Annotated in this window: 31 protein-coding genes and 1 tRNA gene; 19 read left to right on the top strand and 13 right to left on the bottom strand. The window is 32.0% G+C overall.

Annotated elements, in window-relative coordinates:
- The first annotated feature begins 17 nt into the window (after positions 1 to 17).
- Both C5F50_RS06600 and C5F50_RS06595 read left to right on the top strand, forming a co-directional pair.
- Entirely contained in the window at positions 18 to 1,943 is a 1,926-nt protein-coding gene (locus C5F50_RS06600) for an AMP-binding protein (protein ID WP_179370607.1), read from the top strand.
- Positions 1,944 to 2,013: 70 nt separating this feature from the next.
- The gene (locus tag C5F50_RS06595) at positions 2,014 to 3,372 is read left to right on the top strand and encodes a pyridoxal phosphate-dependent aminotransferase (RefSeq protein WP_179370606.1); all 1,359 of its coding nucleotides are present in this window, start codon (positions 2,014 to 2,016) and stop codon (positions 3,370 to 3,372) included.
- 365 nt (positions 3,373 to 3,737) lie between these two features.
- On the opposite strand, the gene C5F50_RS06590 is transcribed toward C5F50_RS06595, so the two are convergent.
- Positions 3,738 to 4,970 carry an ornithine cyclodeaminase, nickel-pincer nucleotide-dependent gene (locus C5F50_RS06590; RefSeq protein WP_179370605.1) on the bottom strand — a complete coding sequence of 411 codons (1,233 nt, stop codon included), beginning with the start codon at positions 4,968 to 4,970 and terminating at the stop codon, positions 3,738 to 3,740.
- Positions 4,971 to 5,027: 57 nt separating this feature from the next.
- Positions 5,028 to 5,375 (bottom strand): hypothetical protein, encoded by a 348-nt coding sequence (locus C5F50_RS06585; protein ID WP_179370604.1) that lies wholly within the window; start codon positions 5,373 to 5,375, stop codon positions 5,028 to 5,030.
- Positions 5,376 to 5,452: 77 nt separating this feature from the next.
- Between C5F50_RS06585 and C5F50_RS06580 the strand changes: the two genes are divergently transcribed.
- Complete coding sequence (locus C5F50_RS06580) at positions 5,453 to 5,752, top strand: hypothetical protein (protein ID WP_179370603.1); 300 nt, start codon at positions 5,453 to 5,455, stop codon at positions 5,750 to 5,752.
- On the opposite strand, the gene C5F50_RS06575 is transcribed toward C5F50_RS06580, so the two are convergent.
- Both C5F50_RS06575 and C5F50_RS06570 read right to left on the bottom strand, forming a co-directional pair.
- Positions 5,749 to 5,973, bottom strand: a complete 225-nt coding sequence (locus C5F50_RS06575) for a hydrolase (RefSeq protein ID WP_179370602.1) — start codon at positions 5,971 to 5,973, stop codon at positions 5,749 to 5,751. The two genes, C5F50_RS06580 and C5F50_RS06575, sit on opposite strands and share 4 nt — an antisense overlap.
- A 7-nt stretch (positions 5,974 to 5,980) precedes the next feature.
- On the bottom strand, positions 5,981 to 6,499 hold the full coding sequence (locus C5F50_RS06570; RefSeq protein WP_246281972.1) for an HD domain-containing protein: 519 nt from the start codon (positions 6,497 to 6,499) through the stop codon (positions 5,981 to 5,983).
- Positions 6,500 to 6,598: 99 nt separating this feature from the next.
- On the opposite strand from C5F50_RS06570, the gene C5F50_RS06565 reads away from it, so the two are divergent.
- The 6 genes from C5F50_RS06565 to C5F50_RS06540 all read left to right on the top strand — a co-directional run bounded on the left by C5F50_RS06565 (position 6,599) and on the right by C5F50_RS06540 (position 8,620).
- Positions 6,599 to 7,135 (top strand): cob(I)yrinic acid a,c-diamide adenosyltransferase, encoded by a 537-nt coding sequence (locus tag C5F50_RS06565; protein ID WP_179370600.1) that lies wholly within the window; start codon positions 6,599 to 6,601, stop codon positions 7,133 to 7,135.
- A 43-nt stretch (positions 7,136 to 7,178) separates the two neighbouring features.
- Positions 7,179 to 7,252: transfer RNA gene (locus tag C5F50_RS06560), tRNA-Phe, on the top strand.
- Between the two features lie 146 nt (positions 7,253 to 7,398).
- Positions 7,399 to 7,686 (top strand): hypothetical protein, encoded by a 288-nt coding sequence (locus tag C5F50_RS06555; protein ID WP_179370599.1) that lies wholly within the window; start codon positions 7,399 to 7,401, stop codon positions 7,684 to 7,686.
- 34 nt (positions 7,687 to 7,720) lie between these two features.
- Positions 7,721 to 7,960 carry a hypothetical protein gene (locus C5F50_RS06550; protein ID WP_179370598.1) on the top strand — a complete coding sequence of 80 codons (240 nt, stop codon included), beginning with the start codon at positions 7,721 to 7,723 and terminating at the stop codon, positions 7,958 to 7,960.
- Positions 7,954 to 8,172: an Lrp/AsnC ligand binding domain-containing protein gene (locus C5F50_RS06545; RefSeq protein WP_179370597.1), complete on the top strand. Its 219-nt coding sequence runs from the start codon at positions 7,954 to 7,956 to the stop codon at positions 8,170 to 8,172. Before C5F50_RS06550 ends, C5F50_RS06545 begins: the two co-directional genes overlap by 7 nt.
- Before the next feature lie 34 nt (positions 8,173 to 8,206).
- Positions 8,207 to 8,620, top strand: a complete 414-nt coding sequence (locus tag C5F50_RS06540; protein ID WP_179370596.1) for a VOC family protein — start codon at positions 8,207 to 8,209, stop codon at positions 8,618 to 8,620.
- Between the two features lie 82 nt (positions 8,621 to 8,702).
- On the opposite strand, the gene C5F50_RS06535 is transcribed toward C5F50_RS06540, so the two are convergent.
- The 3 genes from C5F50_RS06535 to C5F50_RS06525 form a co-directional block, all read right to left on the bottom strand.
- Positions 8,703 to 9,035, bottom strand: a complete 333-nt coding sequence (locus C5F50_RS06535) for a hypothetical protein (protein WP_179370595.1) — start codon at positions 9,033 to 9,035, stop codon at positions 8,703 to 8,705.
- Between the two features lie 37 nt (positions 9,036 to 9,072).
- Positions 9,073 to 9,459 (bottom strand): hypothetical protein, encoded by a 387-nt coding sequence (locus tag C5F50_RS06530; RefSeq protein ID WP_179370594.1) that lies wholly within the window; start codon positions 9,457 to 9,459, stop codon positions 9,073 to 9,075.
- A gap of 70 nt (positions 9,460 to 9,529) precedes the next feature.
- Positions 9,530 to 9,940 carry a hypothetical protein gene (locus C5F50_RS06525; RefSeq protein WP_246281971.1) on the bottom strand — a complete coding sequence of 137 codons (411 nt, stop codon included), beginning with the start codon at positions 9,938 to 9,940 and terminating at the stop codon, positions 9,530 to 9,532.
- 105 nt (positions 9,941 to 10,045) lie between these two features.
- On the opposite strand from C5F50_RS06525, the gene C5F50_RS06520 reads away from it, so the two are divergent.
- Positions 10,046 to 10,192: a hypothetical protein gene (locus C5F50_RS06520; RefSeq protein WP_179370593.1), complete on the top strand. Its 147-nt coding sequence runs from the start codon at positions 10,046 to 10,048 to the stop codon at positions 10,190 to 10,192.
- A gap of 15 nt (positions 10,193 to 10,207) precedes the next feature.
- On the opposite strand, the gene C5F50_RS06515 is transcribed toward C5F50_RS06520, so the two are convergent.
- Positions 10,208 to 11,011 carry an adenylate/guanylate cyclase domain-containing protein gene (locus C5F50_RS06515; protein ID WP_179370592.1) on the bottom strand — a complete coding sequence of 268 codons (804 nt, stop codon included), beginning with the start codon at positions 11,009 to 11,011 and terminating at the stop codon, positions 10,208 to 10,210.
- 204 nt (positions 11,012 to 11,215) lie between these two features.
- Here C5F50_RS06515 and C5F50_RS06510 point away from each other — a divergent pair, with 204 nt between their 5' ends.
- Positions 11,216 to 12,052, top strand: a complete 837-nt coding sequence (locus C5F50_RS06510; RefSeq protein ID WP_179372938.1) for a hypothetical protein — start codon at positions 11,216 to 11,218, stop codon at positions 12,050 to 12,052.
- A 178-nt stretch (positions 12,053 to 12,230) separates the two neighbouring features.
- Positions 12,231 to 13,439, top strand: coding sequence for a threonine ammonia-lyase (ilvA, locus tag C5F50_RS06505; RefSeq protein WP_179372842.1), 1,209 nt, complete (start codon positions 12,231 to 12,233; stop codon positions 13,437 to 13,439).
- A gap of 2 nt (positions 13,440 to 13,441) precedes the next feature.
- On the opposite strand, the gene purE is transcribed toward ilvA, so the two are convergent.
- Positions 13,442 to 14,017: a 5-(carboxyamino)imidazole ribonucleotide mutase gene (gene purE, locus C5F50_RS06500; protein WP_179372841.1), complete on the bottom strand. Its 576-nt coding sequence runs from the start codon at positions 14,015 to 14,017 to the stop codon at positions 13,442 to 13,444.
- A gap of 109 nt (positions 14,018 to 14,126) precedes the next feature.
- Between purE and C5F50_RS06495 the strand changes: the two genes are divergently transcribed.
- The 4 genes from C5F50_RS06495 (at position 14,127) to C5F50_RS06480 (ending at position 16,808) form a co-directional block, all read left to right on the top strand.
- Complete coding sequence (locus C5F50_RS06495; protein WP_179372840.1) at positions 14,127 to 15,272, top strand: 5-(carboxyamino)imidazole ribonucleotide synthase; 1,146 nt, start codon at positions 14,127 to 14,129, stop codon at positions 15,270 to 15,272.
- A gap of 70 nt (positions 15,273 to 15,342) precedes the next feature.
- Complete coding sequence (locus C5F50_RS06490; protein ID WP_179372839.1) at positions 15,343 to 15,729, top strand: hypothetical protein; 387 nt, start codon at positions 15,343 to 15,345, stop codon at positions 15,727 to 15,729.
- 137 nt (positions 15,730 to 15,866) lie between these two features.
- On the top strand, positions 15,867 to 16,103 hold the full coding sequence (locus C5F50_RS06485; protein ID WP_179372838.1) for a hypothetical protein: 237 nt from the start codon (positions 15,867 to 15,869) through the stop codon (positions 16,101 to 16,103).
- A gap of 36 nt (positions 16,104 to 16,139) precedes the next feature.
- Positions 16,140 to 16,808 carry a nucleotidyltransferase family protein gene (locus tag C5F50_RS06480; protein WP_179372837.1) on the top strand — a complete coding sequence of 223 codons (669 nt, stop codon included), beginning with the start codon at positions 16,140 to 16,142 and terminating at the stop codon, positions 16,806 to 16,808.
- Between the two features lie 9 nt (positions 16,809 to 16,817).
- Here the strand turns inward: C5F50_RS06480 and C5F50_RS06475 are convergent, their stop codons facing one another.
- The 3 genes from C5F50_RS06475 to C5F50_RS06465 all read right to left on the bottom strand — a co-directional run bounded on the left by C5F50_RS06475 (position 16,818) and on the right by C5F50_RS06465 (position 18,947).
- A complete protein-coding gene (locus C5F50_RS06475) occupies positions 16,818 to 16,964 on the bottom strand; it encodes a hypothetical protein (protein WP_179370591.1) in 147 nt (48 codons plus the stop codon).
- 241 nt (positions 16,965 to 17,205) lie between these two features.
- On the bottom strand, positions 17,206 to 18,315 hold the full coding sequence (locus C5F50_RS06470) for a nucleotidyl transferase AbiEii/AbiGii toxin family protein (RefSeq protein ID WP_179372836.1): 1,110 nt from the start codon (positions 18,313 to 18,315) through the stop codon (positions 17,206 to 17,208).
- Positions 18,312 to 18,947 (bottom strand): type IV toxin-antitoxin system AbiEi family antitoxin domain-containing protein, encoded by a 636-nt coding sequence (locus tag C5F50_RS06465; protein ID WP_179372835.1) that lies wholly within the window; start codon positions 18,945 to 18,947, stop codon positions 18,312 to 18,314. The genes C5F50_RS06470 and C5F50_RS06465 overlap by 4 nt, the downstream gene beginning before the upstream one ends.
- Before the next feature lie 320 nt (positions 18,948 to 19,267).
- Between C5F50_RS06465 and C5F50_RS06460 the strand changes: the two genes are divergently transcribed.
- Genes C5F50_RS06460 through C5F50_RS06450 form a run of 3 tightly spaced genes read left to right on the top strand, consistent with a single transcriptional unit; the run spans position 19,268 to position 21,649 of the window.
- Positions 19,268 to 20,233 carry an LLM class flavin-dependent oxidoreductase gene (locus C5F50_RS06460; RefSeq protein ID WP_179372834.1) on the top strand — a complete coding sequence of 322 codons (966 nt, stop codon included), beginning with the start codon at positions 19,268 to 19,270 and terminating at the stop codon, positions 20,231 to 20,233.
- Position 20,234: 1 nt separating this feature from the next.
- The gene (locus C5F50_RS06455; protein WP_179372937.1) at positions 20,235 to 21,344 is read left to right on the top strand and encodes a thiolase family protein; all 1,110 of its coding nucleotides are present in this window, start codon (positions 20,235 to 20,237) and stop codon (positions 21,342 to 21,344) included.
- Entirely contained in the window at positions 21,341 to 21,649 is a 309-nt protein-coding gene (locus C5F50_RS06450) for a zinc ribbon domain-containing protein (RefSeq protein ID WP_179372833.1), read from the top strand. Before C5F50_RS06455 ends, C5F50_RS06450 begins: the two co-directional genes overlap by 4 nt.
- Here C5F50_RS06450 and C5F50_RS06445 read toward each other — a convergent pair.
- A complete protein-coding gene (locus C5F50_RS06445) occupies positions 21,618 to 22,469 on the bottom strand; it encodes a hypothetical protein (RefSeq protein ID WP_179372832.1) in 852 nt (283 codons plus the stop codon). The two genes, C5F50_RS06450 and C5F50_RS06445, sit on opposite strands and share 32 nt — an antisense overlap.
- Between the last annotated feature and the right edge of the window lie 73 nt (positions 22,470 to 22,542).

Raw genomic sequence — 22,542 nt, 5'->3', positions numbered from 1 at the left:
TCTCTAAAAATTGAATATTGTCTAATTTTGAATTTATTCCAAGTGAAAAGCAAATCAAAGAATCAAATATTTTTCAATTCATGCAAAAGCATGAGATATCTTCATTAGAAGAATTGTCTCAAAAGGCAAAAAATAATTTAGAATGGTTTTGGGAATCAGTTGATCAAGACATTGGAATAGTTTGGGATGAACCATATACAAAAACATTAGATGTTTCAAAAGGTATTGCATGGTCAAAATGGTTCGTAAACGGTAAGACAAACATTTACAAATCCTCGGTAGAAAAATTTGCAAAACAAAATCCACAAAAAATTGCATATTATTTTGTATCTGAAGATGGATATACATCCCAAATTTCATATTCTGAATTAGATTCCAAAGTATCAAAACTTGCAAATGCTCTAAAATCACTTGGGGTAAAAAAAGGCGATGTAATTGCAATTTATCTTCCAATGATTGAGGAAGCAATATTGGCAATTCTTGCTGCATCGAAGATTGGGGCAATTCAAACTACTATTTTCTCGGGATATAGTTCTCAATCATTACATGTACGTCTACAGGATTGTAAAGCAAAAATCATATTTATCTCAGATGGGTTTTATCGAAAAGGAAAACCAATTTCTCAAAAAGAGATTATGGAAACTGCGATAAAAAATACCAATGTTGAAAAAACAATACTTGTGTCATACAAGGGAATCGATGAACACCCAGAATCTAAAAATATAATTCCATTTGAAGATATCATGTCTTCTCAGGATGATTTATGTGAAACAGAAATAATGGATTCAGAAGACCCATTGTTTATCCTCTATACCTCGGGAACTACGGGTAATCCTAAAGGGGTCATTCATAGCCATGGAGGATTTTCAGTTTTTGCAGGACATCAAGCAGCATATCTCATAGATACGCATGAAAATGATATCATACTTTGGCCGGCAGATATCGGTTGGATTACTGGACAGGTGTGGAATGTCTATGGGCTATTGATTATGGGTGCTAGTGCTGTGATTTATGATGGTGCATTGGATTTTCCAACATCTGATAGAATCTGGAAAATGTTATCTGATTACAAGGTATCTATTTTTGGAATATCGCCAACTGCAGTACGATTGTTTAAGAAAAATAATGCAGAACCTCTAAAATCATATTCGTTAGATAAAATCAAGAATATTCCAACCACCGGTGAACCTCTTGATGAAGATTCATGGTGGTGGCTATTTGAAAAAGTTGGTAATAAAAAAATCCCCATAATGAATTTGTCCGGAGGAACAGAAATTGGCGGTGCAATGTTGTCTGTATTTCCTGGAATGAAATTAAAACCATCCAGTGTCGGAATTCCTGTTCCTGGGATGAATCTTGATGTCTTTGATGATGATGGGAACTCTGTAAGAAAACAAAATGGATATTTAGTTATAAAATCACCATGGCCTGCAATGACTCGAGGATTGTTAAATGATGATGCCAGATATGTTAAAACATATTGGTCCCGATTTGAAAATATCTGGTTTCATGGTGATTATGTCTTTGTTGATGAAGATAATTTGTGGTATATGCGTGGCAGAACTGATGATGTGATCAACATATCTGGCCATAGGATGAGTACTGCTGAAATTGAACAAACTGTAATTTCAAACAAAAAAATATCTGATGCTGCCTCTATTGCCATTCCTGATGAAATAACAGGCGAAGCAATTGTGATCTTTTTTGTTGCAGACAATAAATCTAAAACAGGGTTAGAATTAGAAATTTCAAACTATGTATCTGAAAAAATTGGCAAAGTTGCAAAACCAAAATTTGTCTTTCAGATATCGGATTTGCCAAAAACTAGAACAGGAAAAATAATGCGTCGTTTATTGAAATCAAAATTATTGGGACATGAACTTGGAGATTTATCGTCCCTTGAAAATCCTGATGTATTAGATGAAATTCCAAAAATAGGTTGATAAAATCTCACTTGTTGATATTTACTATTTCACGCTTTGTATCTAAATCTGATTCTGATGAGGAAAATTAATGAAATTTGTAGTTGATCAGCAGATAGAGGACATTGAGATGCCTGAGAATCTCAAATTAAACACGTTTTTACAAGAATTTCATTCAGATTGCCCTCATCCTGAGTGCAATTTTGGATTTTATGGTTTTGCATTTGGTCAATCACCATTTCCAGTACCTAAACTAATTCAAGAAGCACTCGTTAAAAATGCTGACAAGGGAGCATATGCCCCCATTTCTGGAATTCCAGAATTACGTAATGCCATATCAAAATACAACAAACATTATTTTGGAATGGATGTGTCTCCTGAAAGAATTCATGTCGGGCCTGGAACAAAAGCGTTGATCTTTAATCTGTTGGAGATTTTACATGGAACTGTAATTTTGCCAACGCCTGCATGGTTAGGTTATCTGCCTCAAATAAGATTTTTAAAGAAAAATTATCATATGCTGCCAACTCGTTCAAACAAAAAAATATCTCCAAATAATTTAAGACGATTAGCATTACGATTGCATGATAGACAAAAGATTCTGATTCTTAATAATCCAAATAATCCTACGGGATTACTTTATGACAAATTAGAGCTAGAAGAAATTTCGGACGTGTGCAGAGAACAAAATATCACAGTTATTTCTGATGAAATTTATGCACAAACAACATATGATTTTTCAAAATTTGTTAGTATGGGAAAAATTTATCCTGAAGGTACATTTGTGACAAATGGTTTATCAAAATCACACGCTGCAGGTGGATATCGTTTAGGTTATGTGGTTTTTCCACAACATGCAGTAGACCTTAAAACACAATTCAAAAAGATTCTTGCCACAGAATACACCGCAGTTTCAACTCCAATTCAGCATGCTGCAATAGCAGGATTTGAAATAAGTAAAGACATAGAAGAGTATTTTGAGGTAACTCGCAACATTCATCAAATCATGGGCGAATACACATACAATGCATTATCATCAATCGAAGGAGTAATAGCTACAAAACCTAATGCAACATTTTATCTTTTAGCTGATTTTAATCACTATGCAACCGATTTACAGAAATCCGAAATTTTTACATCTCAAAAATTGTCTGAATCATTAATTGTTCATCCATATCATACTGCAATTGTGGGTGGCGATAGTCTTGTTTTAGAAAGAACAGATTTTAGTGCAAGAATTGCATATGTTGATTATGACGGTTCTAAAGTTTATCAAAATTATCTTAATAACAAACCAAAATCTGCTTCCGAGAAATTAGAATTTGTAAAAAATAATGCACCTAAAGTTGTTGCAGGAATTGAGATGATCACCAAATTTTTCGAAAATGTTAAAAAAACATCTTTGAATCTTTCACAAACTCAAAAAAATTCAATGATGACTCCAAGTTAATCTAGTTTAGATTTTAATTCTTTATATTCTTCCAAAGTAATTTCTCTCTTAACTAATCTTGTTTGTAAAATTTCTTTGGAATTTGTTTCAATGATTGGCTGAATGAATTTTTTTTCTAATGGTGTCCTTGTTAATTAAAATTTACCTTAAATTAGTATCTGCTTTTTTCTTTATTCAATTACTGCTCAATAATATTCTAATCCTGTTATTGCAAGTGAAATCTCTGCAATTTCTGAATTATTGCTTGGTTTTTGTGTGTCTTGAACTATGGATGATGCTTCTGCCTTAGGCATGATTTTTTTTATCGATTAATTTTTGTACTGCTGAATTAATTTGATTTTCTTGATTTACTGCATCTTAAACTTTTACCTTGATTTTTTCTTTTTTCTAAGTTGTTGTGCCACTAATGGTAAAAATGCACCAACATCTGAAACAATTCCTAAAGCTTGCCATGTTCCTCTATCCATAAGTTTTGTAACCGTTGGCTGATTGATGTCCACCACTATTACTTTGACATTTGCAGGAAGCATGTTGCCAGTTGCAATTGAGTGAAGCATTGTTGAAATCATGATCACCATACTTGCATCTTTTACAATTTTTTTGTATTCTCTTTGTGCTTGAGCAACATCCGTAATTACATCTGGTAATGGGCCATCATCACGGATTGATCCTGCCAACACAAATGGAACTTTATTTTTTATGCATTCATACATTATTCCTTTTTTCAGTTTCTTGGTTTTCACCATGTTTGCAATAGAGCCTGCTTTGAAAACTGCATTAATTGCAGCCATGTGATTTCTATGACCATGATATGCCAAAGTAGCATTATGAACATTCATGCCCAAAGATGTCCCCAAAGTCGCATACTCTATGTCATGAACTGCAAGAGCGTTTCCAGCTAATACTCCGTCGATATAGCCTGATCTAATTAATTCTGATACTGCATCGTCTGCACCCGTATGGACTATTGCAGGACCTCCAACAATGACAATCTTGCCCCCATTCTTTTTGGTATTAAATATGTCATCTGCAACTTGTTTTGCAATATGTTGTGTTGGCCGTTCGCTAGAACTTGAGCTTCCCATGAATTCAAAAACATTGACCCCTTCTCTTGGACGTTCAGGTGGAGTGATTTTTATTCCTTTTTCTCCAACAATTATCTGATCTCCTTTTCTTACATCTCTAACTGGCACACAAAATGCTCGGTTTTGTTTTACAACGATGCACTTGTCCATCATCATGTTTTCAACTTGAATCCATCTTTTTTTATAAAAAACTTGTGTGTGATTGTTTGTTGTGCTGTAAAAATTATCTGGCATAACATAGTTTTTTGGTGACTTTTTTAATGTAATGTCCTGTTGTATTTTTGATACTGCTCCTTCTCTATACACTGTTTCCAAAATATCATCCAGGTGTTTCTGATTTTTTCCTTTAACAAGTAATCTCGCATACGACTGATCTTTTTTTCTTTTACCGATGTTGATTTCTTCTACTTGAAATTCCCCATGAAGGTCCATAATTTTATCAAAGATCTTAGTTAGTATGGAAGAATCAATCAAATGCCCACTAACTTCAATTTCTTGAGAAAATTTACTCATTTTATTTTACTCTACATTATGATAACTAAAGGTTACGTTTTTTTTCAAGGCTATGGATCATACTGGTAGAATTACCTTGCCCTCAAATTTTGAGATATTGTCTTCCTTGAATGCTTTTTCTAAATTTTCTTTTTGTTGCTGTGTGACTCCTTGAACAATAGTTTTGGAAGAACCTGTTTTGTCTACCAAAGCAAGTATGTATCCGCTATTATCAGTTAAAACAAACCCTGCAGATTCATCTACAAAAGCATATAGATTTTCCTCACCCACAGGTTGCCATACATTTGATTTCGTATCTGCCAAGGCTAATGCAGGCATTGCACGACCATCTGTTAATTTATTAAGATATTCTCTTGCTTTAGCAACTCTTTTTTGTCCTAATTTCAAGGCCTGAAAATATTGCATGTTCTCAAATTATTGATTTGTTATAAAAACAATTTCTCCTCAAAAGATAGTTATAGAATACGAGTTTTTTTGATAACATGCCTTTAACAAATAATGTCATCATAAAATTAAATGAAATTACCACAATGGTTGAAGACAAATCAAAATTAACAGAATCCGATGTTAGAGAGATCAAATCTATTTTTCAAAAACTTGTTAAAAATAACGAGAGATATAATATTGATGAAATTGAATTTTGGTTTGAAAATGAAGGCAGTTGGAATACTCGAGAATCTAGGATCAGAATTGTTAATCTTTCAAGTTATATTCAAGATAAATACCAACAAACCGCACATCTAAGAATTATTTCTGATGATGATTGTGACTGTGGGCATTAAATTTCTAATTCTTTTAATAATCTTCCAACAATTTCTGCGTTCTCTGTTCTCTCAACTATGATTTCATTAAGACGAGTTTTATTTTTACTATCTTCTGATATTATTTGAAAATACTCTTCATCAAGATCATTGTTTGCTTGTAATCTTTTAATCACTTCAAACAAAACTCCTATTACTTGTTTTTGTGCCTCAATTAATTCATCTTTACTTCTCTCAGACATTTTCTATCTAATTGTCATCTATAATCTTTGTAAATAATTCTTTTAATTTTGGATCATCTATATCTTTTTTTGCAGATTCAAAAAATGATTCAAGTTTTTTTTGTGAATGACCTTCTTTTTGATATGTTTTTGCTTGAAGTGCCATCTCTAATCTATCAATTTGATGTACTAATTTAGATTCTGCAGAAATGTTTTCCTGATATTCTTTCCAGATTTGTAAATATTGGGATTTGATATTTCCAGGTAAATCTCCTATTATCTCATTAAATGCATTGTTTTCTAATTTTTTCTTTTTTTCTCCACTTAATTGATTGGGAGTTAAATCTCCAATTCTTGCTTCGGCCAAATCATGAAGTAAAACCATTTTGAGTATTTTTTCTGAATCACATTTTCTCATATCAGAAATCACCATGCTCATTATTGCCATTGAATACGAATGATCTGCAACAGATTCAGGATGATTCAAAGATAGTTTATCAATCCATCCCTGTCTAGAAATTTTCTTGAGATTTGCAGCAGCTTTCAAAAAATCCAACATCATATTATAATGTTATACGTTATTTTCTCCTAATGAATTTTCATATTGTTCGAATAACATAATAGTTAATTCCAATATGAAATGTTGTTGAAAATTTATACTAAGACAGGAGATGATGGAAATACAGGAGTTCAAGGAAACTTGAGGATATCAAAATCTCATCCTAGAATTATTGCATATGGAACAATAGATGAGGCAAATGCTGCATTAGGGATTGTCTTGACAAATTCATTGGACAGAGATATTATCGATCTTTTGACAAAAATACAAAATGAGTTATTTCTAGTAGGGGCGGATCTTTCAAATCCTAATCTAAATGATATGAAAAACAGAGTTTCATTGGACATGATCCAAAATTTAGAATCCTTAATTGACAAATTTGAATCTGAACTTTCACCTTTAACCAATTTTATCTTGCCTGGAGGCGATATCGCAGCTGCACAATTACATTATGTAAGAACAATTGTAAGAAGAGCAGAAACACATGTGGTTCAATTAAGTGAAAAAGATGAAATTAATTCAAATTGTATGATATATCTCAATCGATTATCGGATTTATTTTTTGTAGTAGGTCGTTTAATCAATAAACGAAAAGGCAAAGACGACATTCTTTGGAAGATCTAAAAAGACAAACTTTAATTCCTCAATTGATTGCATTTTTCTCAGTGCCAGGGTAGCTCAGCCTGGGAGAGCACTCGGCTGAAGACCGGGCTGTCGCGCGTTCAAATCCCGCCCCTGGCATCTTTTAAATCCATATACTATTTTTTGTCATTTTAAAAATGAGTAATATCAAAAATAATTTCAACCATATCTCATGAACCTTTCTCAAAGTTATTCAATCATACAAAATCTTTAAAAACAAGGCAAACTCTTGTTTTTCGACATTCATGGCTGAAAAAAGGGCTGTAAAAAAAGACGCAAAAAAAGCACCAGTAAAGAAAACAACCACTAAAGCAAAAACAACAAAATTAAAAACAGATAAAGCAAAAACTGGAAAAACTTCTAAACCAAAAGCAAAAACTACAAAATCAAAGAGTAAAAAATCAAAAGAAGAACCAATCAGTGACATGGGAATTGTCATAGTAGATGATGATATTGAAATTGATCAAGAGAAGGTAAACGAAGAAAGAAGAGCCTATCTTGAAGAAGCAAGATCCCAAGAAGCCTTTGACTAGGAATCTTTATCCGATCCTATAACATACACTAAGTATGCGTGCATTATGTCTAATTACTGTAAAACCAGGCAAGGTTGATTCTGTTGTCCAAATATTAAAGAAAAAACGGAAGATCATCAAACAAATCATGGTTGTTACAGGAAGGGCAGACATTAGCGTAATTCTACAAGGAAATATTGATGAAATTAATGGAATGGTTATTGATTTTAAAAAAATAAAAGACATTGTTACCACTGAGACCCTAATTGAAGTGGAGGTTAATCTAGGATGGTAAGGGCAATAATTTTGGTAAAATCTCCCAAAAAACTCATTGCTGCCAGACTAAGAAAAATACCATCAGTTTCTGATTCATTTCCTACAAGCGGTCAATTTGACGCAGTTGCCATTATTGATGTTGAGCAATTGGGCCAGATAAAAGAAGTAGCTACACTTATTCAAAAAATTAGCGGGGTTGAAAGGACTGAAACCATGGTGGAAGTTCAATGACAATGGATTTAAACAACTTTGAGGTAGGGTATCTGTGAATATCAAAAAAGTTGGAAATGTCATATTGGCTGTAAAAGATATAGACAAATCCATACAGTTCTATCATGAACTCATCGGACTTCCAATCAAAAATCAAAGAAGGTCCTGGGTTGATTTGGGCACTTCTGGAGCCATGTTGAGTTTACATCCAGCATCATTGACGGCACAACATGTTGGAAGTTCCATTGATAATGGAATTACAATAGGATTTCTTGTTGGCGATGTAAAATCTGCAATTGATGAATTAAAAGAGAAAGGTGTAAGAATTCATCGGGACATTGTAGAAAGAGATGCAGGAAAGAATGCAGTAATTTTAGATCCTGATGACTATCTGATTTCATTGTTTGAACCAAACTTTGAGGATAAGGCTCAGCAGACAGGCGGATATCACGGATTTACACCTTCCTAGGTTATCTTTTTAATAGAAAGAATAATCTGAATCTTTTATTTTTCATGAATTTTCAAATTAAACGTATTTTATTTTGAGATGTTTATCTTCCAGGTCTTTTGAACCCCTGTTTGATGTTGCAATTTGATGCAGAAGAATTTTGAAATTTTTTATCTGAATTTATTCTTTTATTTTTTGATTTTTCAGCAAAGTGAATTTTTTCAATTTTGAAAATTTTTTCAGCATGTGATTTAATTTTTGGTTTATAGTCATAAATAATATTTGTAAAGGAAGAATTTTGAAATTTTTTATCTGAATTTATTCTTTTATTTTTTGATTTTTCAGCATTTACTGGATTTTTCATTGTCCATACGATATTTCTAATGTTACGTGAAGAAGATTTTTCTATATTATAATCTCCTAAAGATTTATTCATATTATCCAAAGCATTGAATCTTATTAAAAGACAACTATCAGATTATCTTTTTAATCGAAGAAAGAATTTTTTCTAAGCCTTTTTCTTTTCTGTCTAATGAAACATAAAATGTCACATCGTTTTTTTGCAATATTACAATTGTGACTTTTTGATGTTGTAAAATTACATGTTCTAATTTTCCAACTGTACTTACAGTCTCTTTTCTTAGTGACATTAATGTAGATATGATGAAAAATTCATTCTTTACTTGTTCCGATTTTAACAATGGTTTTAGATTGGGTTTGAGCATTCCCGTTAACGTTCTACCATACGCGTTAACAACTCCTACATATCGTATACTATTGGATAATTTTAGAATGCTTTGACATTGCTTCCTGTATTTTACTACTGTATCATTCCATTTGTCAGCAGGAGTTTTTACCATAAAGCGACTTGATTTATGAAACTAATAAGGATTCTTACTGAAAAAATTTTAGAATAAATAAATTATTTTTTTAATGGTTTTTAGGTTTTGATTCTTTATCTAATTTTTTCTTTAATTCCAAGTTTTCTTTTAATAATTTGTCATTTTCATTCTGAAGTGTTTCTACAGAATTATGTCTAGTGTATAGTGGGTGTCCTGGAGGAATTATTCCAGAACTCATTGTTAGCAATCCTGCTGCATGTTGTTGATACATTTGTTGGAATCCTTGAAGTTTTTGGGTTATTGTTCCGGCATTCTTTAAAAATTGTTCTTTCATAGGATTTTCATAAATTTTGAACATAGGATTTGTAAGACCTGGAGGCAATCTTGGAAATTGAAATGCCATGTGAGGAATATTTGGATTTAATCCATAAAGGTCTTGTAGGTGTTTTATTGCTAAATTATCCAACATGATTGGTTCAAATTTGCCATATTTCTGCATTGCTTTAGGCGTTTGATATAGTGTTTTGTAAAACCTCAGGCGTTTTTGCTCAAATTGAGCTGATCGCTGATCCTTATAGATTCGACATTTAGATCGCTTATACGCATGATTGATTCGAAAAAAACTTGTCTGAAATGTAAAAAAGACATCGAAGAAAAAGATCTACATAAAATTGTAATTTATGTAGTTCAAGAAAAATTTACAGAGCATCACTATGAACATGTTGAATGTCCCGACAAATTTACTGTTTAGAATCTATCGACAAATTTATCCTTTTAATTCATACACTTTGTAAATCTCTCCAGTTAATCTTGATCTGTATCGCCATTCATTATTCTTCCAAATGATTTCGAGGAATTGTTTTTGAGATGTAGGGTGTAATTTTTGATACACATCACTTCCAATTAAAATCTGATTAGGTTTTGCCATGTTTTGAATTTTTGCTGCAATATTCATAGCAGGCCCCATCAAGTCTACATGAGAATGTTCTGCATCTGAACCATATCTTACAACAATGTTTTGTCCAAAATCGATTCCAATCTTCACCATCAAGTCTGGATAATCATATTGATTTAGTATTGGATTGATCCCTTTTTGAATTACAGATATCATTGATTTTGCACAATTTACAGCATTATCCGCTGCCAATAATGAATTACCTTCTGCAACAAAATACCCAATCACTGCATCGCCTACAAATTTCAATACATACCCTTGATGGTGTCTGATAACGGATGCCATCTCTTGTGAGAATGAACTGACAATAATGGCAATTTTTTCAGCAGGCATTTCTAAGGTCATAGTAGTTGAGCCCACCAAATCTACATACACGACAACCATATCTAATTTTACAAATACATTTTTTCTTAGAAATTTTTCAGACTCATCGGCCATTCCTGAATACTCGTAACCTTTTTTGAGAGATCCCCATACACGTTTTTGAGTTTCTAAAATCATAGTTTCAAAATCTACTGTTTGATCTTCGTTTTTGCTTAGCAGCATATCTACCACATCATTATTTTGTACAGGTGTTTTATTGGATTCTTGGGTTTTGTCAATATTTTCAGTCATCTTAATATCATCACTCTAGAGGAAAATCAATCTCATAGATTAGACATTTGTTTCTAATACCCTTATACAGTTTATCATAATATTCAGTAATTTGCTTATTACAATGGATGCATGAGATAGGAGTTTCAGCCATGCCTAAAATACCCATTTTGGATATTTAGAGATTGATGAAGGTTTAAGGAGAGCAATATTTTGTTAATTTTTGTGCGTTTAGGAACAAGATCTCCCAATGAATTCATTCAATTATTAAATCAAAAAAATGAAGGGATTCAAAAAAAATGCCTGGAAAAGATTACTCATCTAACAAAAATGATTGATACAAAAGTGATGTTGGGAGATGCCACCATTACAGAACAAAAAACATTCGATCCTAAACTAGTGATGGGTTATTTACAAAAAATCAATGATTCACTTAAAGATTGGTCTGTACATGATGTATCGATTTCAAATAATGAGGATCTAAGAAGAATTTTTACAAAATTTGAGATTATGGAAGGTAGTTATTTGATATCAGGACATATCTCTATACAATTTCACGTTTTATTATATTACAAACCAGATCAAAGGGTAATTGATTGTCAAAAAGAATTGGCAGAAATTGTGGATTTGACAAAAAATAAAGAACGAGAACTTTCAGATAATAGTGATCAATTTGTATTAAATAAATTAAAAGAAATGGGCTACAAAGATTTTGATCATCAAAAATTATTTGAGGTATTTTATGAAAACGATGAGTTTAGAGAAAAGGTATATGCTGAAATTGAAAAAGATGCAGGAGTGGATTTTAAAGAATTATCAGAAAAAAAGACAAAATTGTTCAATGAATTAGATTCTCTTTTAATAGAAACATATCAAACAAGTCCTGTTTTGATAGACGATGCAAGATTAGTTTCAGGTGAAGAAGGTTGTTTATGCACAATTGATTTAGAATTTGTAAAAAATGAAATTAAGGAAGGATTGTTTGATCCTAGAAAAATGTCTGATCCAGTTAAAAAAAATATTTTAAAACGTTTAGACGAATTTGAAAAAATTATAAATTAAGATCAAGGAACCGGAAAATGAGAATTTTCTCAAAGGGGAGTTCCGATCCCTTGATATAATTTGAACCATATTTTTGAACTATTTAGACATTCCTGCAAATTTAGGCATGAAATTTGACTAAAATTGTAATTTTTCTATAGAAGAAGTCAAATACAGCATTTTATTAGCAACATTTCCAATGAATCCATCATATGATGAAGTTGTAAAGGCAAATTCATTACGAGGTAATGAAATTAGAAAGACCCCACTAATACATTCAAGTACGTTTAGTGAGTTTACAGAATCGGATGTTTATCTAAAAGCAGAATTTCGACAAAAAACTGGATCATTTAAAATTCGTGGAGCATATTACAAGATTCAATCATTATCATCTGAAGAGAAAAAATACGGCGTTGTTGCTGCATCAGCAGGTAACCATGCCCAAGGTGTTGCATTTGCATCAGCATTAGAAAAAATACCATGTACTATTGTAATGCCAAAAAATGCATCCCCTGCAAAAGTATCTGCTACAAAAGGATATGGTGCAAAAGTGATCTTGGAGGGAACAAATTATGACGAATCATCTGCCAAAGCAAAAGAGATAGCAAAAGAAACAAGAGCTACCATGATACATGCTTTTGATGATCCTCAGATAATTGCGGCGCAAGGTGTGATAGGATTAGAGATTCTAGAAGATTTACCTGATGTTGATGAAGTTTATGTTCCAATAGGCGGTGGCGGATTAGCTGCAGGTACTCTTATTGCAATAAAAGAAAAAAACCCAGACATCAAAGTGATAGGCGTTCAATCAAGATCATTTCCTTCAATGTATGATTCATTAAAAAAAGGTTCAATTACTGCAAGTGGAGGTGCACGAACTATTGCAGATGGAATTTCTGTTAAAGTTCCAGGTCAGTTAACTTTTGGAATAATCAAAGAACTAATAGATGACATTGTTCTTGTAGATGATACTGAAATTACAAAAGCAATGTTTCTGCTAATGGAGCGTATGAAGTTTGTTGTAGAGCCTGCAGGTGCTGTAAGTTTAGCCTATTTAATTTCAAAGAAACCGTCTCCGGGAAAGAAAGTTGTAGCAATTTTAGCAGGGGGGAATGTAGACATGTATCTTTTAGGTCAAATAGTAGACAAAGGATTGGCAGCAATGGGAAGATTACTAAAATTATCCGTATTACTCCCAGATAGGCCAGGAGCGTTCAAGGAAATTGTAGATGAAATAACGCTTGCAAATGCAAATATTGTTGAAGTGGTTCATGACAGACTCAGTTCAAATGTTAATGCAGGCTCAGCAGGAGTAACACTAAGTCTAGAAACACAGGGTCAAGCACAAGCAGATTCGTTAATAGAGTCATTAAGGAAAAAGAACATTCAATTTATTTTAATGACTTAATTTCATTTGAATTTTTTTTTGGCAAATTTAGAAAGCCCCTCTTTCTTTAATTGCTCAGATTCTTTAATGACCGAGTCATGTTGATTGGATTTGTGTAGTTCTAGCTTCTTTTTTAGTTCTGGAAATTCATTAGCAATAATTTTCATTGCATAAATTGCAGCATTTCCAGCTTTGTTTATTCCAACTGCAACAACTGGAGAACCTGATGGCATTTCAGTGATAGACAACAATGAATCTAATCCACCAAATGCTGAAAATTTTGAAGTGTCATTTTTTTTCGGATGTTTGTCATTATAGACTAGAATTGGAACTCCAATCACTGGAATTACTGTGTGCGATGCAATCATTCCTGGTAAATGTGCGGCACCTCCCGCACCTGCAATAATTACACTAAATCCCATTTTTTCTGCATGCTGCGCATATTCTGCCAATCTCGAAGGAGTACGATGTGCAGAAACTATTTGATCTTCATGTTTAATTTTAAATTGATCCAATATTTCTGATGCTCCTTGCATGACTCGGCTGTCTGAACTAGATCCCATAATTATTCCAACTAATGGTTTTTTGGAATATGTCATAATAATAGAAAAAACATGAGAGTAATTATCTATAACTATTAGAAAACCCCCAACAAAATTGTTCAAATCAACATTAGCTATTTTTAATCGATGATTGATGATTGTTGTGATGGCAAAAATTCTCGGCATTATTGGTGGAGGACAACTTGGAATGATGATTACGGAGGCAGCAAAAAAAATGCCAGAACACATATCAAAAATTATTGTTTTAGACCCTACTGAGAATTGCCCTGCATCACAAGTAGGTGCTGAACAGATTGTAGCCGATTTCAAAGATAAAAATGCCATTATTGATTTGGCTAATAAATCCGATATTATCACTTATGAAATTGAATCAGGGGACAGTACAGTGCTAAAGTCTGTAGAAAAAAATGCAGATGTTAATCCCTCACCTGAAACACTAAGAATTATTCAGGACAAATTTTTACAAAAATCTTTTTTGAAAGAAAATAACATCCCAGTTCCTGAATTTATAAAAATAGATGCTATGGAGGATTTAGTAAATGGGTTGCAAGATTTTGGATATCCGGCATTACTCAAAGCAAGAAGAGATGCCTATGATGGAAGAGGTAATTTTAAAATTAATTCAGAAAAAGACATTGAAAAAGCATTTGACTATTTTAAAGGACAGAAACTATTGTTGGAGAAATTTATGCAATTTAAAATGGAAGTTTCAGTCATAGCTTCAAGAAACACTAAAGGACAAATCAAAACATACCCTCTAGTTGAAAACATTCATGAAGAAAATATTTTACGTGAAACTATTGCACCAGCAAGAGTATCCCAAGAAGTTACAAAAAAAGCAGAGCATATTGCTGAAAAAACAATGCAAGTTCTGAGAGGTGCAGGAATTTTTGGAATTGAGATGTTTGTAACACAAGATGACGATGTTGTAATAAATGAGATTGCTCCCAGAGTTCATAATTCAGGACATCATACATTGCAATCAAGTAAAACATCCCAATTCGAACAACATCTACGAGCAATTTTAGGACTTGATCTTGGAGATACTGAACTTATACATCCTACAATAATGTACAATATTTTGGGAGATGTATCATTTGAAGGAAAATACTCACCAGTAAATATCTCAGATGAAAATGTTTTTTTGAAAATGTATGGAAAAGAAATTTCAAAACCATTAAGAAAATTAGGTCATTTCAATTTAGTTGCAAAACAAGGAGAAACAATAGATCAATTGCTAAAAAAACTTGAGACTCTAAAAGAAAAAGTCATTGTTAAACCTCGGTCATAAATTTACTAGTAATACCTAGTGCCAATGCAATCATTATAGGTTTATTAATTAATGAAAAATTACGACAAGCATGGTATCTGTCCCACATGTATTATCCGGAATTTCAATTATTCTTTTAGTAATTTATGGTGCTGATGTAATGGTAGGAGGGGGCGGAGCTGGTGATGGATTCTTACCATTTGATGCTATGGCACGAGGCATTGGATTTGGGATGCCTCCAATAATTTTATCATTTATTGCATTTTTCATTTCTAAGAAACCACCATTCAAGGGATTAGGAATAATGTTGATAATTACAGGTATTTTGATCATTATTGGCGGTGCAGTATCTATGGCCAGCGCAGGTGAATCTGAAAACACTGCAAGAATGGCAGGTGAAGGCGGCGGATTAATTGCAGTTGGTGCAATAATTACTGCATTAGGCGGAATAAAGATAAAAAAATCACTTTCTTCATAATTTGTCCATGGCCATTTGTACAAAATGCAATAATAAAGTGCCAAAAGTATATGATTGTGATCATACTGATTTTGAAGAGTATTGCGTAGAATGTTATACTGAATTACACTACTATCTCACAGAAAAGGAATAAGATAATGCCAACAGATAGAGAAATTGCAATTTATGCACTAGGTAAAACAGAAGGAGTTCACTCAATTGCAGAAACCCTTGGAAAAGGTTTGGATGATGAAAAATACATCGAATCCTGGAAGAAAACAATGAAAATGCTTGGAATAGATGTATCTCTGAAAGATCTTGAAAAAATTTACAATGAATTTGCAAAGAAAATGGAAGAGGTTGTAAAAACAGATGAAATTAAAAAACCAAAATAGAGAATTTTCATATACTCTAAAAATAAGCCAATAATATTGAAAGCAATAATTTTGGCAGGAGGACGGGGAAAAAGACTAAGACCAATAACAGATTATGTGCCAAAACCTCTAGTTCCAATAAGAAACATCCCGATAATTGAATGGCAAATTAAATATTTAAAAAAATTTGGAATTGATGAAATAATTGTATGTACTGGATACAAGCAAGAAACTATTGAAAATCATCTGGATGTAAAAAAAATAGGAACTAAAATAAAATTCTCAGTTGAAAAATCACCATTAGGTACTGGTGGTGCAATTAAAAAAGCAGGAAAAATGATCAATGAAAAATCTTTTTTTGTAATTAATGGGGATACTATTACAAATATAGATTTGAATGAACTTGCAAAAAAATCAAATGCAATAGCATCAATTGAACTACGAACTAATTTTGGAATTTTAGAAACTAAAGATGACAAAATAATAAAATTTAGAGAGAAAAAAGAAATTATTGATTGTTGGATGAATGCGGGAATATATCATCTAGAAAAAGGAATTCTCAAAGATTTGCCCAGTAAAGGCGATATTGAAAAAACTGTTTTTCCAGACTATGCCAAAAAAGGTAAACTCAACATTGTCAAATTTAAAAATGTGAAATGGTATTCAATTGATTCATTCAAAGATATGGAAGAGTGTTCTTTAGAAATAGAAAAAATAATAAAATAAGATATAATTTTATGCTCCGGTTCTATGGAGTGTAACCATCATGTATGCTACTTCTTCAACAAATGCTTCATCTTTGCTAATTGACGCATATTTTGTAGCATCATTCCAAAATGTCGACTTTTGAGGGGTTTTTTCAACAAAGGCGTGTTCAGTCAATACCATCAATCTTTTTTTAATCTCATAATACTCCACCTCAATGAAAATTAACTCATTACTAAAACAGAAGTACCACTAATTCTAGTCTCGCTAAATACCACATTTTGCGGTCATTCATGATTAATTTAGTCTTCAACTGGTTTTGATTTTTTTGATTTTAAGTGCAAACTAAGAGCTTTGAAAGTACAAATTATGGCTAAAATGAACTAATTTTCTATTGTTTTGAAAATATTACTTGTCTTTAGTAAAATCCAGGCATTGCTTGCATTGTTCCAACTAATCCACATTTTGGGCATTTTTCTTTAGTTAGATCAATATTTGTAAAATTTTTTCCTCCTGAGTTAGTAATTTCTACTTTATGTGGAGCTTTGTCTGCACCCCCACCGCCACTACATACAGCTGTTATTGATAAAAAGTACAACATGCTGTGATATTCTTTTGGAATAATTTCGTTAAGGAATTTGGCTAAATCATTATTAAAGGAGTAAAATTCTTGCTCATTGATTTTTTCTAGAAGAATATAGTTTTCTTCCCCTATTTCAAATAGTTTACCTGTTTCTATTTCTATTGCTTTTTGTTTTAAATTTTCTTTATATTTTTCATATGTTTCTAAAGAAAATTTTATCTTCTTCTTTGCATTAGACTCAATGTCTTCTAGTTGGATTCTGAATTTTTTACAGATTTGATAAACATCTAGAAAATCTCTAGCCTTTGTGCCTTTTTGTGTTAAGATTGCCCTTATTTTTTCACACAGAATCTCAGGAATGTCATAAGTCGGGAAATCTATTTCATTTAGATATTCATGTCCTTCTGAAAACAGATCTTTAATTTTGGCATCATTTGTGCCTAAACTTTGAAGTTTTTGGTCTTGTATAGAATACAGCAAGATCTCTACAAAGTTTATCTGGACTTTTAGAAATGATTTTGTGTCAGAAATTTCAGAATCATACCACAGTTTGAAGGTGCACATTTTATTGCTGCCTCCCAATTCAACATAATTATCATCACTTTTATCACATTTGAAATCTAGATTTCTTGATTTAGAAATAGTTTCAAATATTTTGCCTGTTTTATCTATCAATTCAGATAACTTGGTACGTAATTTTTTTGAAGATAATTCACTGAATTCTTTCTGATTTTTCCATGTAAAATCCATATCTTCAGAAAATCTGTAATATCCAATATAGGTTTTAACTAAACAAGTTCCACCTTTGAAAATAAAATTTTGAGAAAAAAATGCTTCAGAGGATAAATCATGTAGTATTTCATGTATTATCATATCTTTTTCAATCATAGTTTGTTGAGATGTTCTAAGTATTCTTGAAATCTCATTAACTTGACTCTTTCTCATTTCAATATCATCTTGATTATTTTTCTTGTTGAATTAGGATAGCGTATAGAATATTTTTTGACACGTGTTTCTGAAATTTTTGATGTCCATTCAGATACATCAGCCAATATTTTTTCGTTTGATATTCCGTTGTAACTCCAGATATAGATAAAATCCAAAATAGTTTTTTCAATATCGGAATATTTGATATTATTCTCTTTTGTTATTCCAAAAGATAATAGTTTTGGAGAAAGCTTATAAAATTTGAATTTATGATCTGCAATCAACATTGACTTGGGTCTAGAGATTGAATCGTTTATGACATCTCCAGTTGTATAATATTCATGTGTGAGGTTATTGAGTTTTAGTGCAGTATGAAATCCAAAGTACCAATTTTTTATTCCTTTTAATTCTAATCCTTTAGAGATTAATTCTAAGACATTGTGGCTTAATCGTTTTGTTGCTATTTCTTCATGGGATTTTACATAAAAAATTCCCCTGAATATTCTAATTAGATATTTATGTTCTACAAGATATTTTACTGCATAATTATAATCGAATTTAGTTCCCTTACAAAATCTTCTAAGATCTTCGGCTTTCAAGAATTCTTTGTTTTCAATTCTTGCTTTTGTTAATAAATCAGTTATTTTCATTTATACTACAATCTCCTATTTTCTAGGATATTATGATATATATTATAATTTCCCATATAATAGGATATTATAACATAAACGAAAGCATCCTATTCATGAAATAATGGATTTCGTAATCATGTAATAGATGGTACTATAGTATGTGCACAAAGGAATGAGCACACTGAACATGTGGATGAGGTGGTACCCCCTAGTTGTCTCTAGGAATGTCATAGTAGAACTATCCCATATCGCCTAAAGAAGCATCCAGAGGCATTAGCGAGGAGTTCCAGTAGCACGGAAACAGATACACTAGAATATCAATTTTACATAGTCTTTTCATGCGTATTGGGTGCAGCCTGGGGTCATTGTTATCAATAAACAATGTTTTGAAATGCTCAGAAATTCTTTCAAAAACTAATGTAGACACCATTTGGGTGCCTGAAACATGGGGTATGGAAAATTTCTCGATGCTCAGTGCAGTCTCAAATAGAACAAATACTCAAAAAATAGGATCCTCGATTATCAACATCTACTCAAGAAGTCCTGCAACTATTGCAATGGGAGCAGCAACAGTAGATATGCTATCTGACGGAAGACTAATTCTAGGTCTTGGAACAAGCAGTTTGCCAATCGTGGAGGATTTTCATGGGAGTAAATTTGAAATGCCATTACAACGAATGAAGGAATATGTAGATATTATCAGATTAGTTTTATCTGGAAAGTTAGTAAATTACAAAGGCAAAATTTTCAATTTGAAAAATTTTACATTATTAATAAAACCAAAAAGGGAATCAGTTCCCATCTATTTAGCAGCTGTAAATCAAAAAATGGTGGATTTAGCATGGACTACTGGTGATGGCGTGATTTTTTATTTAAGACCAATAAATGAAATGAAAGAAACCATTTCAAAAATGCAATCAAATAAAAAAATAGATGTTGCATGCCAAATAATTACTAGTGTTACAAAAGATTCAGATGATGCAATTAAACGAGCAAAAAAAACATTGGCATTTTATGTGTCTGTCGGTAAAATATACAGAGATTTCTTAGCAAAAAATGGTTTTAAAAATGAAACAGAAGCTGTATATGATGAATATAAAAAATCAGGTTTCAAATCAAATCACGAATTTATTTCTGATTCAATGTTACAATCACTTGCAATAGCTGGAACATCTGAAGAATGTAGAAAACAAATTACAAACTTTAGAAATTCAGGTATAGATTTACCGATAATTCAATTCAATCCAGTAGGCAATGTATCGGAATCTTTTAGTTTATTCAAAAAAACATTTCTGGATGAGTGATATGAAAAAAGTTGGAATAATGGCATATGGGATAACGCCTTTTACAAAAGAGGATCAAAAAATAGAATCAATTTTACTCAAATCTGCAAAAAATCTTTTCAAAAACAATCCTCAAATTAATCGAAATGATATAGATGCAGTTTTAGTCTCTACAAATAATAATTCAAAATACCTATCTCCTGTTTTATCAGAAATGATAGATATTCAGCCCAAAATTGCACATTCGATTGAAAGCTTGTGTAATTCAGGCACAAATTCAATAGTTTCAGCATATTCATATATTGCATCCGGTTTGGCAGATATGGTCCTCATTTCAGGGGCTGAAAGATATGACAGCCCAGGACAAATTTTAGAATGGGACAATTCCAGAGGAGAATACAAACATCCAATTTTTTGGGCATCAATTTTTACAAAATCATACAAGCGTGAATTCTCAATTTCGGAGGAAGATCTAGCAATAGTACCAGTAAAAAATCACAAACAAGCTAAAGAAAATCCAAATGCAATATCAAATAAAATTTTTTCAATACAAGATGTAGTTAATTCTAAAAAATTAACAGAAGATATCAGGTTATTGGATTGCTCAAGACCATGTACAGGTAGCGCGTCAATTATCCTTGCTTCTGAAGCAACGATTAGAAAAAACACGGATGAACCAGTGTGGATTGCAGGAATTGGTCAAAAAACAACTTCTGCAGGTTTTACTAAAAATATGTCATTAAGCTCTATGGAATCTACAAAATTAGCAGGGAATGCAGCATTAAAAATGGCAAACCGAACCATTACAGATGTTGATGTTGCAGAAATTCATGATGCTTTTTCTGTTTGCGAGCCTATGGCATTAGAGTCATTGGGCTTTTCTAATTTAGGGAATGGTATCAATACAATAAAAGAACTACATGAGACAAATAATTTTAAAATAAATCCGAGAGGGGGATTACTTGGGTCAGGACACCCTCTTGGAGCCACTGGCATAGCTCAAACTATTGAAATCACTCAACAAATACAATCAAAAGCAAATAATCGACAGGTAGACAATGTCAATATAGGATTAGTTCACAATATGTCTGCTGCTGCTACATCCTCAACAGTGTTGGTTTTAGAAAAATGAATTTCGAATCAGAATTATCTCAAGGTGATTTTTACATTCCTGAATGTACTGAATGTATGAAAATTGTTTGGCCACCATCAGAATTTTGTAATCATTGTTTTGGAGAAGTGTTACTAAAAAAGAAGGTAATTGAAGGCAAAATTATTGAATTTTCAAGACAAGGTGATGCATATTTTTGCTTAGTTGAATTTGAAAAAGAGATTAGAGTAATGGCAAAAATATTAAAAATGCCAAAGATTGGTCAAAAGGTAAAAATTTCAGAATGTGGATTGATTAACAGAAATTATTTTTTTCATGTTGTTTGAATTTTGTATAGATGTAAGGAGTTTCAATTTTTTGATCAAAGGTCCAAACAGTTGGAAGTGAAACAGTATCTACCACATCAAGATTATGTTTTTCAATAAGCGTACTCCATCCGCCATTCCTTAGATTGCCAGACAGTTGTCTTTTGGAATGTGTGCCGGCAAATACTAAACCTGTGTTGTTTTTTAGATCAGAGATAGAGTTAATTTTATCAATGATATTGGTAGCTAAAACATCACCCCCCATTTGAGGTAGACCTCCAATGAAAAATATTGGATGGGTTAATTTGAATTGGGAATAATCAAAATCCAATGCATCTTCACATGTTGGATCAAAATTTTGATTTGTTGATTTACAGATAGTCTCTTGTAATTTTACTAATACATCATCAATTTCAATGCTGTGTGAAATTAATCCTAAAATATTTCCACAAAAAGCAATTCTGCCATCTCCTGAACCAATATCTATCAATTCCACATAGCCTAATTGTTTTGCAAAAAAAGACATTACATATGCAGACATTATCCATGTTGGATAAAATGGTTGACAACTTGTACCATGCTTGATGCTGTTTAACCAGTATTCGTTAATGTCTCCTTCATAAATAATGCATGATACCCCTCCAATTTCTTGTTCAAATGAATTAAAGTAAATTGGATTTTTTTTTGCAAAATTATGAAGTAAATTCAAATGATTGTCATCTATTGGGAATTCAGTAGACGATGATGAAGGGATTACCTCCTGAATGTGAGCGCTGCCGTTGTAATTTTTTGCAAACTCTTGTTTTATTAGAATCAAATTTGATACTATTTCACCTAACATTATTTTTGTAAAATTAAGGGGACAGATAAACTCATTGTAGCTTAGGAAGTTTTTTTTAGATAAAATTAATCGA

It is taken from the genome of Nitrosopumilus ureiphilus (assembly GCF_013407185.1).
Classification (GTDB): Archaea; Thermoproteota; Nitrososphaeria; order Nitrososphaerales; family Nitrosopumilaceae; genus Nitrosopumilus; species Nitrosopumilus ureiphilus.
This window is presented reverse-complemented; position numbering and strand designations above follow the sequence as displayed.